Annotated in this window: 14 protein-coding genes; 1 reads left to right on the plus strand and 13 read right to left on the minus strand. The window is 52.5% G+C overall.

Translation table 11 applies throughout. From position 1 onward, the window contains the following. Positions 1-3: 3 nt before the first annotated feature. From MKY12_RS17380 to dpsA, 9 genes are all read right to left on the minus strand, one after another. Positions 4-219: a YlzJ-like family protein gene (locus MKY12_RS17380; protein WP_036724745.1), complete on the minus strand. Its 216-nt coding sequence runs from the start codon at positions 217-219 to the stop codon at positions 4-6. Next, a complete protein-coding gene (locus tag MKY12_RS17385; protein WP_036724744.1) occupies positions 216-1,010 on the minus strand; it encodes an ATP-dependent Clp protease proteolytic subunit in 795 nt (264 codons plus the stop codon). The genes MKY12_RS17380 and MKY12_RS17385 overlap by 4 nt, the downstream gene beginning before the upstream one ends. 182 nt (positions 1,011-1,192) lie before the next feature. Beyond that, the gene (locus MKY12_RS17390; protein WP_339310127.1) at positions 1,193-2,212 is read right to left on the minus strand and encodes an anti sigma factor C-terminal domain-containing protein; all 1,020 of its coding nucleotides are present in this window, start codon (positions 2,210-2,212) and stop codon (positions 1,193-1,195) included. Then, a complete protein-coding gene (locus tag MKY12_RS17395) occupies positions 2,209-2,706 on the minus strand; it encodes an RNA polymerase sigma factor (protein WP_339249032.1) in 498 nt (165 codons plus the stop codon). The genes MKY12_RS17390 and MKY12_RS17395 overlap by 4 nt, the downstream gene beginning before the upstream one ends. A 154-nt stretch (positions 2,707-2,860) precedes the next feature. Beyond that, positions 2,861-4,546, minus strand: a complete 1,686-nt coding sequence (locus MKY12_RS17400) for a ribonuclease J (protein WP_036724742.1) — start codon at positions 4,544-4,546, stop codon at positions 2,861-2,863. A 624-nt stretch (positions 4,547-5,170) separates the two neighbouring features. Continuing rightward, positions 5,171-6,046: a 4-hydroxy-tetrahydrodipicolinate synthase gene (gene dapA, locus MKY12_RS17405; RefSeq protein ID WP_339249033.1), complete on the minus strand. Its 876-nt coding sequence runs from the start codon at positions 6,044-6,046 to the stop codon at positions 5,171-5,173. A gap of 16 nt (positions 6,047-6,062) precedes the next feature. After that, complete coding sequence (dapG, locus tag MKY12_RS17410; RefSeq protein WP_036692638.1) at positions 6,063-7,283, minus strand: aspartate kinase; 1,221 nt, start codon at positions 7,281-7,283, stop codon at positions 6,063-6,065. Positions 7,284-7,501: 218 nt separating this feature from the next. Continuing rightward, positions 7,502-8,098, minus strand: a complete 597-nt coding sequence (locus MKY12_RS17415) for a dipicolinate synthase subunit B (protein WP_036724740.1) — start codon at positions 8,096-8,098, stop codon at positions 7,502-7,504. Further along, complete coding sequence (gene dpsA / locus MKY12_RS17420) at positions 8,099-8,995, minus strand: dipicolinate synthase subunit DpsA (RefSeq protein ID WP_339310129.1); 897 nt, start codon at positions 8,993-8,995, stop codon at positions 8,099-8,101. A gap of 335 nt (positions 8,996-9,330) precedes the next feature. Between dpsA and MKY12_RS17425 the strand changes: the two genes are divergently transcribed. Beyond that, the gene (locus MKY12_RS17425; protein ID WP_339249034.1) at positions 9,331-10,587 is read left to right on the plus strand and encodes a S41 family peptidase; all 1,257 of its coding nucleotides are present in this window, start codon (positions 9,331-9,333) and stop codon (positions 10,585-10,587) included. Positions 10,588-10,686: 99 nt separating this feature from the next. Here the strand turns inward: MKY12_RS17425 and dut are convergent, their stop codons facing one another. The 4 genes from dut to pnp form a co-directional block, all read right to left on the minus strand. Continuing rightward, positions 10,687-11,133 carry a dUTP diphosphatase gene (dut, locus tag MKY12_RS17430; protein WP_209879021.1) on the minus strand — a complete coding sequence of 149 codons (447 nt, stop codon included), beginning with the start codon at positions 11,131-11,133 and terminating at the stop codon, positions 10,687-10,689. Continuing rightward, complete coding sequence (locus MKY12_RS17435; protein ID WP_339249035.1) at positions 11,111-12,376, minus strand: pitrilysin family protein; 1,266 nt, start codon at positions 12,374-12,376, stop codon at positions 11,111-11,113. The genes dut and MKY12_RS17435 overlap by 23 nt, the downstream gene beginning before the upstream one ends. Before the next feature lie 79 nt (positions 12,377-12,455). Then, complete coding sequence (locus tag MKY12_RS17440) at positions 12,456-13,442, minus strand: polysaccharide deacetylase family protein (RefSeq protein ID WP_339249036.1); 987 nt, start codon at positions 13,440-13,442, stop codon at positions 12,456-12,458. Between the two features lie 266 nt (positions 13,443-13,708). Then, complete coding sequence (gene pnp / locus MKY12_RS17445; RefSeq protein ID WP_209879026.1) at positions 13,709-15,811, minus strand: polyribonucleotide nucleotidyltransferase; 2,103 nt, start codon at positions 15,809-15,811, stop codon at positions 13,709-13,711. Positions 15,812-15,860 lie beyond the last annotated feature (49 nt).

Consider the following 15,860-nt stretch of genomic DNA (forward strand, 5'->3'; position numbering starts at 1 on the left):
CACTTAGCGGTCCAGCTGAACGATTGCACCCGGGGAGAAGGCCGCATCCAGATATTTATCCAGCGGACACTGCAGCAGCCGGACCACCTTCGCCTGACCTCCATCCAGCAGCTCTACCTGCATCAGCATGCCCTGAATAGTCATCTCCTGCACGGGAGAGGCATAACTCAGTGCCCCCTCGAATACCTGCTCCATCGGCAGAATGGTATAAAAGGTCATTGGGGCAGCCCTCCTTGCGGAAGTGTCTCATTTGTCAGAGTGGGGGCAGCAGCAATCATCCGGTTCAAATGGGCGAGTGCGGCACCTATCCCGCCCACTTCATCCATCAGACCATACCTGACGGCATCCTGCCCGCCCACTGCGGTACCGATGTCGCGGTTCAGCTCTCCGGTCTTGAACATCAGATCCTTGAACTGCACTTCCGTGATGCGGGAATGAGAGGTCACGAATTTCACCATCCGCTCCTGCATACGCTCCATGTACTCGAAGGTCTGCGGCACGCCGATCACCAGACCGTTCATCCGGATCGGATGGATCGTCATGGTGGCACTTTCAGCAATAATGGAATACGTGGAGGATACCGCTATAGGTACACCGATGCTGTGACCGCCGCCGATGACAACTGTTACCGTAGGTTTCGACAAGGAAGCGATCATCTCGGCAATGGCCAGTCCAGCCTCTACGTCCCCGCCGACCGTATTGAGAATGATCAGCAGCCCTTTAATGGTCTTGCTCTGTTCAGCTGCAACGAGCTGGGGAATGATATGCTCGTATTTCGTGGTCTTGTTATGCGGCGGCAAGACGAAATGCCCTTCAATTTGTCCTATAATCGTCATGCAAAAAATATCCGGCTCCCCTGTCGGCACCGCCGTCTGCCCCAGCTCCTTCAGCACCCCCACAGGTCCCGGCATTCCTGGAGGAACCGGCTCATTTACTGCTGGTTTAATCTCCCCTGGCAGGATCTCTTCGTTACGCCCTCCGCCCGCCTTGCTTGCTTCTGTGATTTCCATCGTACACAGCGCTCCCCTTCTGCCTGCAACACCCGTCCGTGTGCTTCAGGATTCTGATTTCTATTAGTATGACATTCCGGGGGACTCCCTTATGCACTATATAAATTGCACTTGTATTTTTCTGCTGCTAATTCAAGAGGGCAGCCCCTCTCTTTAAAGGGCCGCCCTCTGTATTTCATATTTTAGTATTTGTCCACCACCGCACCCAGCGCTGCTCCGCGCACGTAGGTCTGACCTTTCAGGCTCTTTAACCCGTCCGCCGTCCCGGTCACAACCACCCCCAGTATCCGTACATCCCCGGCCTCCGGTGCAGGCTTGTCTTTTTTCAAATAATTGAAGATACGCTGATACTCACTGTGGTGATTGTCTTTCTTGTCTACCCCAATCTGTACTGCGCCGATGAAATCCTCGGGCTTCGCCTGATCCCAGTCCGGCTGGACGCCGAACCCGTAGACTCCGTAATTCGCACTCATCGGGGTCGGATAGTTCATTTTAGCGGGATCATTCTCATTTGGATACGGCTTGAAGTTGAACCCCTCGCGGTCATCATACGAATCGACCCAGTACCAGACCTGTTTTATGCCTGTAGGCAGCAGGCTCTTCGCCTCTTCAAATGAATAGTCCTTATCAAAGGATAAAGCCAGCTCCACCCGCTTGTCTCCGTTCATCTTGTAAAGTTCTGGGAGATCATTGATAATTTTTCCGTTGTAATCGACTTCCGGGATATAGAAGGCCATTTCTCTTTGTCCATTGTCGGAATTGTAATTCCGGTAATACTCGTACCCCTCCTGCTTCATACGCGGATCTTCTACACTCAGGTTTGACACGCCGCCGTACGCACCCGTTGTGAAAGGGAACCACCAGGGATTGTAATTGAGCCATCTGGTTTTCCAGGGGATAGGTACGTCATCGACAATCTTGTAGGTATTCATTTCCAGGACGCCTGACAAAAAGCCGCGATTGTCCTTGTAGCCTGAATTGAATTCATTAGGGCTGCTGATCCTCATATACTGCTGCTCGCTATAGTGGGCATTCATGGATAGATGACCTACAAGCTGCGCTGCTCCATAGAATACGATCAGCAGCGTAAGTATACTGACTCCGAGTGAAATCAGGATACTGCGTATCATACTCTTCCGTTTGGTTTTTTTCAGGGTGGTCATAATATTCTGGTCTTCTGCTTCTTCCCATGGGGCAGTCATTCGCCCTCACCTCCGTATAATTGTTTAAATTGCTGCCGCGCCCGGTAGAGCGTAGCCTTCACTGTTCCTTCCGTGATGCCTAGCATGGTGGAAATTTCCTTGTAGGACAGCTCCATTTCATATTTCAGCAGAATCAGCTGCCTGTTGGCTGGAATCATACCGGCCAGCACCTCTTCAATCTTCTCCTTGCGCTCCCGGCGCAGCAGCAACGCTTCCGGGAGCTCATGCTCAGGCGCAGGATGAACCTCCACTTCCTCGCTGTATTGGAACTTCTTCTTCCTGCGGCACAGGTCAAAATACCGGTTGATCGCAACCTTGTACAACCAGGCGCTGAATTTGCGCTCATCGATCGCTTCCAGATACAGCAGCGCCTTGTACACAGTGTCCTGCACAATATCCTCTGCATCTGAGGCCCCGGCGCCGAGGCGGATCAAGTAGCGGCGGATCTCCGCCAGTTTGGGTTGGAGCACCTTCTCCAAGTCTCTTGGCTCCATGCTGCACCTCCTTGCCTGTATAACGGTCAGGTTGCCCAAATGTTGTTTTGTGCAGTGAAAAAAAACATTAAAAAGCCCCCTTCCCCAGGAAACCGTCCAATATTTCCGGGAAAAGAGGCTATTGCCAAAGCTATATTGTTAAGAAATGCTTCTCTTATACTTCCATAATAATCGGCAGGATCATCGGTCTGCGGCGTGTCTGCTCATAGAGGAAACGGCCGAGGGAGTCTTTGACACTGGTCTTCAGAGAAGCCCATTCATTGACCTTCTCACTCATCAGACGCTGCAGCGTACCCGCAACAATCCGGTTTGCTTCGTCCAGGAGACCTTCCGATTCCCGTACATATACGAATCCGCGTGAGATGATGTCAGGACCGGAGACAATCGCTCCGTTCTGCTTGCTGAGGGTAACCACAACCACCAGAATACCATCCTGCGACAACAGCTTACGGTCACGCAATACAATGTTACCCACATCGCCGACACCCAGCCCGTCGATCAGTACGTTACCGGCAGTTACCTTACCCGCTCTGCGTGCAGCTCCACCGGAGATCTCAATCACTTCACCCAGCTCGGTGATGAAGATATTGCTTGGCTCTACGCCAACAGACTCCGCCAGAAGTGCATGCTTGCGCTGCATCCGGTATTCACCGTGGATCGGCATGAAGTATTTCGGCTTCATCAGGTTGAGCATCAGCTTCAGCTCTTCCTGGCTGCCGTGACCGGATACGTGAACGCCGGAGTTGGAGCCGCTGTAGATAACATTGGCACCCAGACGGAACAATTCATCAATGGTACGGCCTACATATTTCTCATTACCCGGTACCGGTGTAGCCGCAATAATAACGGTGTCGCCCGGCATAATGTCTACCTTGCGGTGGCTGGAACGCGCCATGCGTGTCAGCGCCGACATTGGCTCGCCTTGGCTGCCTGTGCACAGTACTACCACACGGTTGCCTGCCATTCTGTTCATCTCTTCAGGCTCAATGAGCATGCCGTCAGGGATATGCAGATAACCAAGCTCGGAAGCAATGGATACTACGTTAACCATGCTTCGTCCAATAACGGTAATCTTACGTCCTGTTGCTTCAGAAGCGTTCACTACCTGCTGAATACGATGCACGTTGGAAGCGAAGGTTGCTACTACCACACGTTGTTCAGCTTTGCGGAAAATATCTTCCAGCACGATGCCGACATTTTTCTCCGAAGGTGTGAAGCCCGGCTTCTCGGCATTGGTGCTGTCTGACAGCAGGGCCAGAACGCCCTTCGATCCGATCTCAGCCATGCGGTGCAGATTGGCAAATTGACCGTTGACTGGCGTGTGGTCGAATTTGAAGTCACCGGTGTGGACAACGTTGCCCTCTGGTGTCTCAATGCATACCCCGACAGAATCCGGAATACTGTGATTCGTTCTGAAGAAGGTTACCTTAAGCGATGTGCCCAGTTCAACCTCGGAATCCTCGTTAATCAGAATCCGCTTAGTTTCACCCAGCAGGTTCGCTTCCTTGAGCTTGTTCTCCACAAGACCCAGGGTAAGTCTTGTTCCGTATACCGGAACATTCAGGTTCTTAAGCACATAAGACAAGCCGCCAATGTGATCCTCATGGCCGTGCGTAAGAACAATCCCTCTTACCTTGTCACGGTTCTCGGTGAGGTAGGAGATATCCGGTATTACGATATCAATACCCAGCATATCTTCTTCAGGGAATTTCAGACCGGCGTCTACGACTACAATGTCGTTGCCATACTGAACTACGTACATGTTCTTACCAATTTCACCGACTCCGCCAAGTGCGAATATCGTCAGTTTGTCATTGTTGTTATTGTTTTTTTTGGACAAATGAATCTAACCCTCCTATGATGTTGGACGTCATACTTTTTATTTGTTAACAATGAGCTTCAATATTTCAGCGGCGCTGTAATATACATCAAATTGCTGTTAACTCCTTATTTCGACAAGGAATTCCCGGTAAGTCTGTATACTTGCACAGGTCTAAACTCCCGAATCCGGGCAGTAATATCCTCTTGAAGCGGGCAAATGCCCTCAAAATTCCACCACCGCGCCCCTCGCGCGTAAATCCGGCATATTTAGCACAGACTTATTCAAGGACCTATCCTGTCTTACAATGCAACAAATCCGCATTGCCGGAAGATTACCGCATATTCAATTAACCGCACCAAGTCACTTAAGTTCATTATACATGATTTTTTTGGCAAAAGACAAGTCACCCTGTACCTGGTCCTATTCTTTCCTTAACAAACAGCCAATATTTAAGGAAAAGACAAGCAAAAAACGCTGCAATGCCTGACTTTTTTAACATAGAGTTAATCCTGGAGAAATAATTACCATATGCGATCTGCGGCAGCCAGAAGTCCGTAACGTAAAAAACCGGCCGCTCCATAAGAGCGGCCGGTTGCCGTTGTACCTATCTTCGCCTATTCACTTATCCATGCCTGGACTAACTTATCTGAGCAGGGCAGCAATGAAGGCCGCCTCTTCTTCCGTCGGTGAAACCAGCGGCAGGCGGACCGAGCCGACATCTATCCCTTGCAGCCCGAGCGCATACTTCACGGCCGAGGGGTTCGGCAGCGGCTGCGGACACTCGAACAGTCCCTTGAAGACCGGAAACAGCTGCCGGTGAAGCTCGCCTGCACGGCGGACATTGCCGGAGGTGAAGGCCTCGATCATCTCTGACATCTGTGCTCCGACAACATGGCTGGCCACACTGATAATACCGTGTCCTCCCACAGCAAGCGTCGCGAGACCGGCGGAATCATCTCCAGTGTAGACATGGAAGTCTTCAGGACAAGCTGAGGCAATCCATGTAATCTGGTCTACCGAAGCACATTCCTTCGTAGCCACAATATTAGGAATCTCCGCCAGACGCAGGGTGGTAGCTACACTCATGCTTACTGTCGTTCGTCCTGGCACATTGTACAAGATGCATGGCAGTGAAGTCGCAGCAGCAATTGCAGAGAAATGCTGGTAGAGCCCTTCCTGATTCGGTTTATTGTAATAAGGGACGACCAGAAGCACACCGTCCACGCCGATTTTCTCGGCTTCCTTAGTAAGCTCGGTGGAATGTCTGGTGCTGTTGCTGCCGGTGCCGGCAATAATTTTACAGCGTCCGGCTGCCTGCTGCTTCACGAAGGAGAACAGCTTCAGCTTCTCCTTATCGGTTAGGGTCGGCGATTCGCCGGTGGTTCCGCAGACTACGAGCGCAGCGGACTTTTGTTCCTCGATCAGGTAATCGACCAGCCTTGAAGTTGCTTCCCAGTTGATTTCTCCTTCTCCGTCAAACGGGGTAACCATTGCGGTGATCAGTCTTCCGAAATCCACTTTGAATTCCTCCTTGTCAGCGGTGCAATTCAAACTTGGCATGCAGGGCGCGAACCGACTGCACCATATCTTCTTTTTTCACGAGAACCCAGATCGTTGTGTTGGAATCAGCAGACTGCAGAATCTGGATGTTCTGCGAGCTGAGCGCCTCGACGATATGCGCCATAATTCCCGGAACACCGTTGATGCCCCCGCCGATGACGGAGACCTTGGCACAGCCGGACAAGCTCTTGGGACGCAGGCCCAGCTCCTGCAGCGCAGCAATCGCCTGCTCCGATTTGTCATCGAACACGGTATATACGGCCTCGGTCGGTGTCACATTAATGAAGTCCACGCTGATTCCGTTATCGGCCATGCTTTTGAAGATCTGCAGCTGCACCCCGGTTCCATTGCCCTCCGGACATTCCACCGAGATCTGCGTAATATTGCTGACATAGGCAACCCCTGTGACGAACCGGTCCACCACTCCATGGGATACATCACTGAAGCCCTCGGGATGGGTCACAAGCGTCCCTTCCGCTTCGGAGAAGGTCGAGCGTACACGCACCGGAATCTGCGCCTGCATGGCAATCTCCACAGCCCGTGGATGAATGACCTTGGCTCCCTGATACGCCATGTTACAAATCTCGGTGTAGCTGACATAAGTAAGCTGTCTTGCATCTTCAACAATCCGCGGATCAGCAGTGAGTATTCCGTCCACATCCGTATAGATGTCTACCATATCCGCACGCAGCGCAGCCCCAAGGGCTGTAGCTGAGGTGTCGCTTCCTCCGCGGCCCAGCGTGGTGAAATCACCCGCTTCAGTCTGACCCTGGAAACCGGTTACTATTACTACTTTATGCTCACGCAGTTCCCGTAGAATGCGTTCTGTTCGCACGTCCAGGATTCTGGCATTGCCATAGCTGTTGTCGGTCAGGAATCCGGCTTGCGCTCCTGTTAGCACCGTCGACCGGATACCCTCCTGCTCCAGCAGACCGCACAGATTGGCCGCCGAGATGATCTCCCCGCAGCACATCAGCAAATCCCGTTCCCGGTCCGGCAGTGAATTCCCGCTCTGAACCGCCAGATCAAGCAGTGTATCGGTAGCATAGGGCTCCCCCTTGCGGCCCATAGCCGAGACTACGACCACCAGGCTGAACCCGCTGGCCAGCTCCCGTTTGACATGACGGATTACGTGTTCTCTGGCCACTGGTGTGGAGAGTGAGGTTCCGCCGAATTTTTGCACCAAAATACCCATGTATAATTCCTCCATTGCTTCTCTCAGCAGACTTACTGAACCCTACGTGAAATAAATCACCCCGCGAGGCAGAAGTGTTCGTAGCCGCGATAACCTGACTCTTATTATAGCGTAAAATTGTTCGTGCCGCCCCCGGGATGAGGACGGCAGAAATGAAGCTTATGGGTCCGTCAGCTAAAATTCGCTCTTCCGGGCCAATCTTGTACTGATTATATAAGCTATGCAGAATGAAATCGTTGTACTAACATAGGCTGTAACTGGTGACCCTGCAGGGCGGCGTAACAGGCTTCGGGAATGAGATCCATCTGCGCCACCAGCGAATTCGGCTTCCCCTCGGGATTATCCTGTCCGAACGGGACGAAATAAATATGTTTGGCTACCAGGAGCTTCGCAATATTCGCAGCGTTAAGCCCAAGTCCGTCATTCGTCGAGATCGCCAGCACCAGCGGACGCCCGTTGCGCATCTGCGATTTGGCTGCCATCAGCACCGGACTGTCCGTCATCGCGTTCGCCAGCTTGCTTGTTGTGTTCCCTGTGCAGGGAGCAATCGTCAGCACATCCAGCAGCTTGGAAGGACCCAGCGGCTCCGCTTCAACAATTGTAGAAATGATATCATTCCCTGTTATATCTTTCAACTGTTTTAACCAATTTTCCGAGGTTCCAAAGCGGGTATCCGTGTTCAGTACCGAAGCAGACACAATCGGCACCACATTCGCTCCTGAGTCCATGAACCGCTGAATCTGCGGCATCACCTCAGCGAAGGTGCAGTGTGAGCCGGTAATGGCATAACCTACTGTTTTTCCGTGCCAATCCATTCATTCATCCCCCCTGATTAAAGTCTCGTCCGATATCGACTGTACCAGCGCACCTGCCATAATGATTCCGGCGCTCTTGGGGGCAACAATCCCGGGCAGGCCCGGTGCCAGCATCGCCTTGATCCCGCGCTTCTCGGCATAACGGAAGTCGCATCCGCCCGGTGCGGACGCCAAATCGATGATCACGCAGTGCGGCTGAAGCCGGGACAGGACCTGTGCGTTGATAATCATAGCGGGTATGGTGTTGAAGATCAGATCCGCCTCAGGCGCATGCAGCAGCAAATCCTCTGTCATAAAAGGCTTCCAGCCCATTTCCTCCGCCCTTGCAAAGTGCTCCTGCTTCCTGACGCCTACTTTGACCGTTGCCCCCATTCCCTGGAGGGTTCTGGCCATGGTGAAGCCGGTCCGGCCCATCCCCAGCACCATCGATGTGGAGCCGTGTATGGTAAAGTTCGTGTTCTGTACGGCCATCACCAAAGCTCCCTCCGCTGTCGGAATAGAGTTGTAGATCGCCACATCGTCCCTGTTCAGCAGCTCCACCAGCTTCAGCGAATGACCGGCACACAGGCCGCGCAAATAGCTTTTAGCCATGCCGGTGTATACCAATGCCCGGGACGGCAGTGCCGCGATATGCTCCTCCCGCAGCTGGAGGCGTTCCGAAGAATACAGCGCATTAATGTAACCCTCATCATCGCAGCCGACCGCCGGCAGCACCAGCACATCCGCTTCGCCTAGCAGCTCGGGCGACAACAGTTCCAGGCTTACCCCCGGGCATGGGGCATCCCATGTATCGAATCCGGCAACGCTTACGGCCGCATCCAATTCCACACATTTCCGAATCACTTCAATTTGTCTCGCGTCCCCGCCCAGGAACACGATCCTGATGCCAGTAAGCATAGGGATGACGCTCCTTTCCACAACCACATTCGACTATAGAGCATCTTATGCCGGAAGCCGCCGATGGGTGAAGAGCGGAGAGGAATTCCTGAAGCACCGATATTAATCACAGAGTTTGCTGATATTTCAATCTATAATCAACTAAAAATGGATATGAAAGGAATGCTATGCGGAATAAATTCATTCGTTACATTGTAGCAGTCATCGCAGTTGCAGCAATTGCTACAGCAACAGTCTACATGAATCGGACCGGTATTAGCGGTCCAAAGAGTGAACAAGCAAACTCTTTCCCCGGCAATAAAGTAGCCATTTCTGCACATGCCCCTAGTCCTGCCATGACAGAGCTAAGTCCGGAGCAAATGAAAGAGGACCTCGATAAGCTTGTACATACACTTGTCCAGATGCACCCCCGTCTGATCAACGGTTGGACCAATGATGAGCAATCCGTTATTGACACTGCTTACGCCAACATTAAGCAATCCAAGACACGCGGTGAATTCTATTTCATTGCAGACACTATAGTCATGCTGCTTCATGACGGGCACACGACGCTCTACCCGCTCCCAGAGGTAAATATCCTTGATTTGCCTTTATTTTGGAGCCGAGAGGGTCTGCTGGTGAAGGATAGACGGGGAGCCTTTCAGCCAGGGGATCGGATTACAGCCATTGGAGGACGCAGTGTCAAGGATCTCGAAGAGGATCTGCAGCAGCTTATTCCGGCAGAGAATGAGAACTGGGTAAGAACACAGGCAGCCAGCCTGCTCCGGTCAGAATGGTTCCTGCAGCATTTAGGACTGGTCACCGAAGGTACAGTCTTGATAAACGCAACAAGGGCCGGACATCAAATTTCGGAGAGCATCCCCTTGTCATCAGACAGCGGACAGAAGGAATACAATCCGTACCCGGCACATTCTGCTGCGTTCACTTTTGAAATCAAGCCTGAGCAGTCCCTTGGAATCTTTCAGATAAATGACTGTGTGTATTCAAAGGATTATAAGTCAATGGTAAAACGTTTCTTTGACGAGGTCTACATACAGGGAATCAGCAATATAGCGGTTGATTTAAGGAATAATGGAGGTGGGGATTCCAGGGTGGTTGAAGAATTTCTCGCCTACACGGATGTCAGGAGCTACCGGAGTTTTGGAGGTGAGCTCCGCTTCTCCCCACAAGTTAAGCAGCAATTCCCAGACTTTCCGGACGACGGTACAGGTAGGAACGAACCTGCTCCCGTCCAAAATATCCGGCTGACCGATCATCCCTTCATTGGGTCCGTCTATGTATTGACTTCTCCCCGCACCTTCAGCTCGGCGAACTGGTTCGCTCTGATCATACAAGACAACAAACTCGGTCAAATCATTGGTGAGGCGAGCGGAAATCAGCCGTCCGCTTACGGAAATGTTATCGGCTTCCAGCTTCCGGCATCGGACATCGGCTTTCAGGTCTCTTTCCAAAAATTCACCCGTCCTGATCCTTCCCGCGACCCGGCCACAGCTGTGATGCCTGATATTGAAGCCTATACAACTGCTAATGATATTATTGAGCGCAGGGATGCCCAGATGGAGAAGCTGTATGAGGTCATTGTAAAGAAATAGATTGGGGGCTCTTCCAGCTAAACGATATATTTCAAAAAAAGCTTGCGGAAAGCGCACCTTAAGGTGCGTGTCCGCAAGCTTTTTTATAATTCCTATTTACTATTTGCCAGTATGCCCGAAGCCGCCGGCTCCGCGGACCGTGTCAGACAGCTCATCCACTTCCACCAGAGTCACTTCAGGCACAGCCTGGAATACCATCTGGGCGATCCGCTCGTTACGGGCAATCGCAAACGGCTCCTGTCCCAGATTGATCAGCAGCACCTTAATTTCGCCCCGGTAATCCGCATCGATGGTGCCCGGTGTGTTCAGGCAGGTGATGCCATGCTTCAAGGCCAGCCCGCTGCGCGGACGGATCTGCGCCTCCAGCCCGCCTGGCATCGCCAGGGATATACCGGTGGGGATCAGCGTCCGCTCGCCCGGAGCAAGCACCACAGGCTCTCCTACAGCGGCATACAGGTCATATCCCGAGGCCTGCTCGGACATTTTGCAGGGTAGCAGCACATCCTCATTCCCCGGTAGTTTGTTAATTTGAACGTAATGAGGCAAGATCATCTCTCCTAACATTGGCTATCGCTTTATCAGTGGAGCCTACCATCGCCAGGGACAACGGCTGTGCGAACATAAAGTCCAGCAGAGCATTGATATCCTCCATTGTTACAGCTCCGATTTTGGCTATCATTTCATCCAGCGTATCCTGACGGCCAAGCATCAGCTCATTTTTGCCCATCCGGTTCATCCGGCTGCCCGTGCTCTCCAGACTGAGAATCAGGCTGCCCTTGAGCTGCTCCTTGCCTTTACGCAGTTCGTCCTCGCTCAGGCCGTTCACAGCCAGATCACGCAGCATCTCTTTGATCAGCTCTGTAACTTCCTTGGTCTGCTTCGGCGCTGTCCCGGCATAGACCGTGAACAAGCCGCTGTCAGCCTGGGCGCTGTGGTACGAGAAGACAGAATAGGCCAGACCGCGCTTCTCGCGGATCTCCTGGAACAGCCGCGAGCTCATGCCGCCGCCGAACGCATTGTTCAGGAGTGCCATCGGATATTGCAGCGGCCCGCCGCTGCAGACGCCCGGCAAGGAGATGCAGATGTGATTCTGCTCGGTCTTCTTTTTGTGGAACACCAGCTCCCCCTGATATGCAGGCTCAGTCAGCACCGGCGCTTCACCATGATTCGTGAAGGAACCGAAATGCTGCTCCAGCAGCGGAATCAGACCGTCGTTAATATTACCGGCTACGCTGATGACTGTATTTTCGATGGTGTACTGCTCCTTCATGTAAGCACGCAGATCATCCGGCGTCATCTCCAGCAGGCGTTCCTTCAGCCCGAGGATCGTATAGGCCAGCGGGTGCTCACCGTAAGCAGCAGCACACATCAGCTCATGGACAAGATCATCCGGCGTGTCCTCGCACATGGCGATTTCCTCCAGGATTACATTCTTCTCCTTGGCCAGCTCCTCGGCATCCATCCGTGAGCGGAAGAACATATCTGCCAGCACATCCACGGCAATCGGCAGATGCTCATCCAGCACCTTCGCATAAAAGCATGTATATTCCTTCGAGGTAAACGCATTGACGTTCCCGCCAATGGCATCGAACTGTTCGGCAATATCCTTGGCGCTATAGCGGTCAGTCCCCTTAAAGAGCATATGCTCGATGAAATGGGAAATCCCGTTGTTCAGCGGGTTCTCATTACGGGAGCCCGTCTTGACCCAGATTCCGAAAGATACGGACCGGCCGGTCGGGATCTTCTCGGTCACCACCCGGAGTCCGTTCGATAATAATATTTTGTCCAATGTGTAATCCTCCTGGCACAGCCCCTGGTTCTGTCTGTATTTGTTATTCGCGCCTCTTATCCTATCAGAAATAGGGCGTTCACTCAACTTCCGCAGTCATGATACGCTCAGCGGAGAGTGTCTGACTGACGGTTCCCAGCTGCAGGCCCTTGGCTCTGATCCCCCGGATCATCCCTCTCAGCGCTTGCGAGGAGGATGCTGTCGGATGCATCAGGATTAACGTTCCCGGCTCTACCCGGCTGCTGATCTTGGCAACAACTGATTCGGGGGACGGATTGCGCCAATCGACCGTATCCAGCGTCCACAGCACCGTCTTCAGTCCCAGTGAGGCGGCGATCTCCACCGTCTGCTGGTTAAAGTCGCCTGACGGCGGAGCAAACCACTTGTTCGTCACACCCAGGCTTTCCTTCAGCAGCTTCTGCGTCTTCTCAATCTCGGCAGTAGCACGTGTCCGGCTTAGAATACTCATCTTAGGATGCGTATACGCATGGTTCTCCACCTCATGCCCGCGCTTCAGCATCTCTGTTGCAAGCTCCTTGTTGCGGCTTAACCAGCTTCCGTCCAGAAAAAAAGTAACCTTCACCTTCTCTGCATCCAGAATGTCCAGCATTGGACGGATATACTCATTCCCCCAGGCCACATTAATCATCAGCGAGGCCATCGGCTTCGCCGGATTCCCCCGGTAAATCGGCTGCGCTCCCAGATCATCCAGTGATACCTTAGGCTTAATCTGGCGGTACAATAGCTTAAGGCCTGCTTCGGGTCCCCGTAAAAGCGCGCTCCGGTAGGTTGCCTCTACATCGACCTCCAGCCCGTTATACCCTGGTATGGCTTTCCATACCCGGTCCACAACAGCATTCACCGGCTGCGCATTCAGCGCCTCGGCACGACGGGTAATCTGCGCGCGCAGATCATCCTCCGCCTGATTCATTGCATAGCTCATCACGGTGGCCTCCGCCTGAGGCTTAAGCCCGGCAATCATCTCTTTCACGGGTCCATTCGTGCTGCCAATTCCAATGACTACTGCGATGCAAGCCAGCACTAGCGCCGCCTTGTCCGTCTTCATGACGTTATACCCCCCCGGCACAAACGGTCTGTTCCGTCTCCGCACCAGGGTCAAGCCGTGCGGGGACGCTTTGTCCCAGCCTATGTATGAAGGGTGCAAATTATGCATACTGCACCATCGGCATCTTCAAGCGGGCAAGATATAGCCGTCCTGTCAGGACCCAATCGCTGCACATACTTTTCCAAAAAAAAAGAGGCAGAACCGTCCTGCTTCTGTCTCTTCTTCATCTCTATAGTTGGAATATCGGTGAAGCGGCGGCGTAATGCTTACGCCTTCGCTCCGCTCTCTGAAGTCAGCACCGCTTTGCGCGACAGGTTGACGCGGCCCTGCTGGTCGATTTCCGTTACCTTCACGGTAATGGTGTCGCCAATCGCCACAACATCTTCCACTTTCGCCACACGCTCAGTGGACAGCTGGGAAATATGCACAAGTCCGTCTTTACCAGGGATCAATTCAACAAATGCGCCGAATTTCTCAATGCGTCTAACCGTACCCACATAAATCTCACCAACCACTACTTCCTTCACAATTCCTTCGATGATGCCACGGGCCTTCTGGATCATAGCTTCGTCAGAAGAACCGATAAATACGCGGCCATCCTGTTCGATGTCGATCTTCACGCCGGTTTCTTCAATAATCTTGTTGATGATTTTACCGCCGGCACCGATCACATCACGGATCTTGTCCGGATTGATATTGATGATAATGATCTTCGGAGCATATTTAGACAGGCTCGGTCTTGGAGCAGCAATTGCTTCATTCATTTTACCCAAAATGAACATCCGGCCTTCTCTGGCTTGCTCAAGCGCTTCATGCAGAATTTTACGGTCGATGCCGTCGATTTTGATATCCATCTGAATCGCCGTTACGCCTTCTGCTGTGCCTGCTACCTTGAAGTCCATATCGCCGAGGTGATCTTCCATGCCTTGAATATCGGTCAGGATGGACACATGCTCCCCGTCCTTGATCAGACCCATCGCTACACCAGCTACAGGAGCCTTGATAGGTACCCCTGCATCCATCATCGCCAGAATACTGGCACAGATACTTGCCTGGGAGGTGGAGCCATTGGATTCAATCGCTTCGGATACCAGACGGATGGTGTACGGGAATTCAGTCTCACTTGGAATCACCTTGGACAATGCGCGTTCACCGAGTGCCCCGTGGCCGATCTCGCGGCGTCCCGGTGCTCTTAGCGGACGGGCTTCCCCAACGCTGAACGGAGGGAAGTTGTAATGGTGCATGAAGCGCTTGGTTTCAGCCGGATCAATACCATCCAGAATCTGCACATCGCCCAGTGCACCCAGTGTACATACGCTGAGGATCTGTGTCTGGCCGCGTGTGAACAGACCGGAACCGTGCGTACGCGGCAGCAGCGCTGTATCACATTCGATCGGACGGATCTCGTCCAGCTTACGTCCATCCGGACGAACCTTGTCATGCGTGATCAGACGTCTTACTTCATCCTTCACGATATCATGCAGGGCTTCCTTAACATCCTTAAGAAGCTCTGGGGTTTCTATGTATTTCTCTGCGAAATACGCCACCGCTTCGTTGTTCACCAGATCAATAGCATCCTGACGGGCATGCTTCTCGGCAATTCTTACGGCTTCCACCAGACGACTCTCTGCAAAAGCACGAACCTCTGTATTCACATCCGCATTAACCGCATGCAGCTTCACAGCCATCTTCTCTTTACCGGCAACGGCTACGAGCTGTTCAATCACAGCCACAATCTTGCGAACCTCGTCATGTCCGAACATGATCGCTTCAAGCATCACTTCTTCAGTCACTTCATTGGCTTCAGCTTCCACCATCATGATGGCATCCTTCGTACCGGCCACAACCACATAAATATCGCTGATTGCCTGCTGGGCTTGATCAGGGTTGATGATGAATTCTCCGTTAATCCGGCCGACAGCCACGCCGCCGATTGGTCCGTTGAACGGCACATCGGAAATACTGAGCGCAGCGGAAGTACCGATCATGGCAGCAATATCAGGCGCACAGTCCTGATCCACGCTCATTACCAGGTTCAAGACTTGAACGTCATTGCGGAATCCTTCCGGGAACAATGGACGAATGGGACGGTCTGTCAGACGGCTGGACAGAATCGCTTTCTCGCTCGGACGTCCTTCACGTTTGATGAATCCGCCAGGGATTTTGCCTACTGCATATAATCTTTCCTCATAATTCACTGTAAGCGGGAAGAAATCCAGATCTTTAGGCTCACTGGATGCTGTAACCGTACACAATACTGAAGTATCTCCGTAACGCACCATCACGGCTGCGTTCGCTTGTTTGGCCAGACGGCCTGTTTCCAGCACAAGGCGTCTTCCGCCCAGCTGCATTTCCACACGTTGTTCCATAAAACCCCTCCTTGAATGGTAATAATACGTTCCTGTATGTTCTACAAGC

Origin of the sequence: Paenibacillus sp. FSL M7-0896, from assembly GCF_037975415.1 — a bacterium.
Classification (GTDB): domain Bacteria; phylum Bacillota; class Bacilli; order Paenibacillales; family Paenibacillaceae; genus Paenibacillus_AQ; species Paenibacillus_AQ silagei.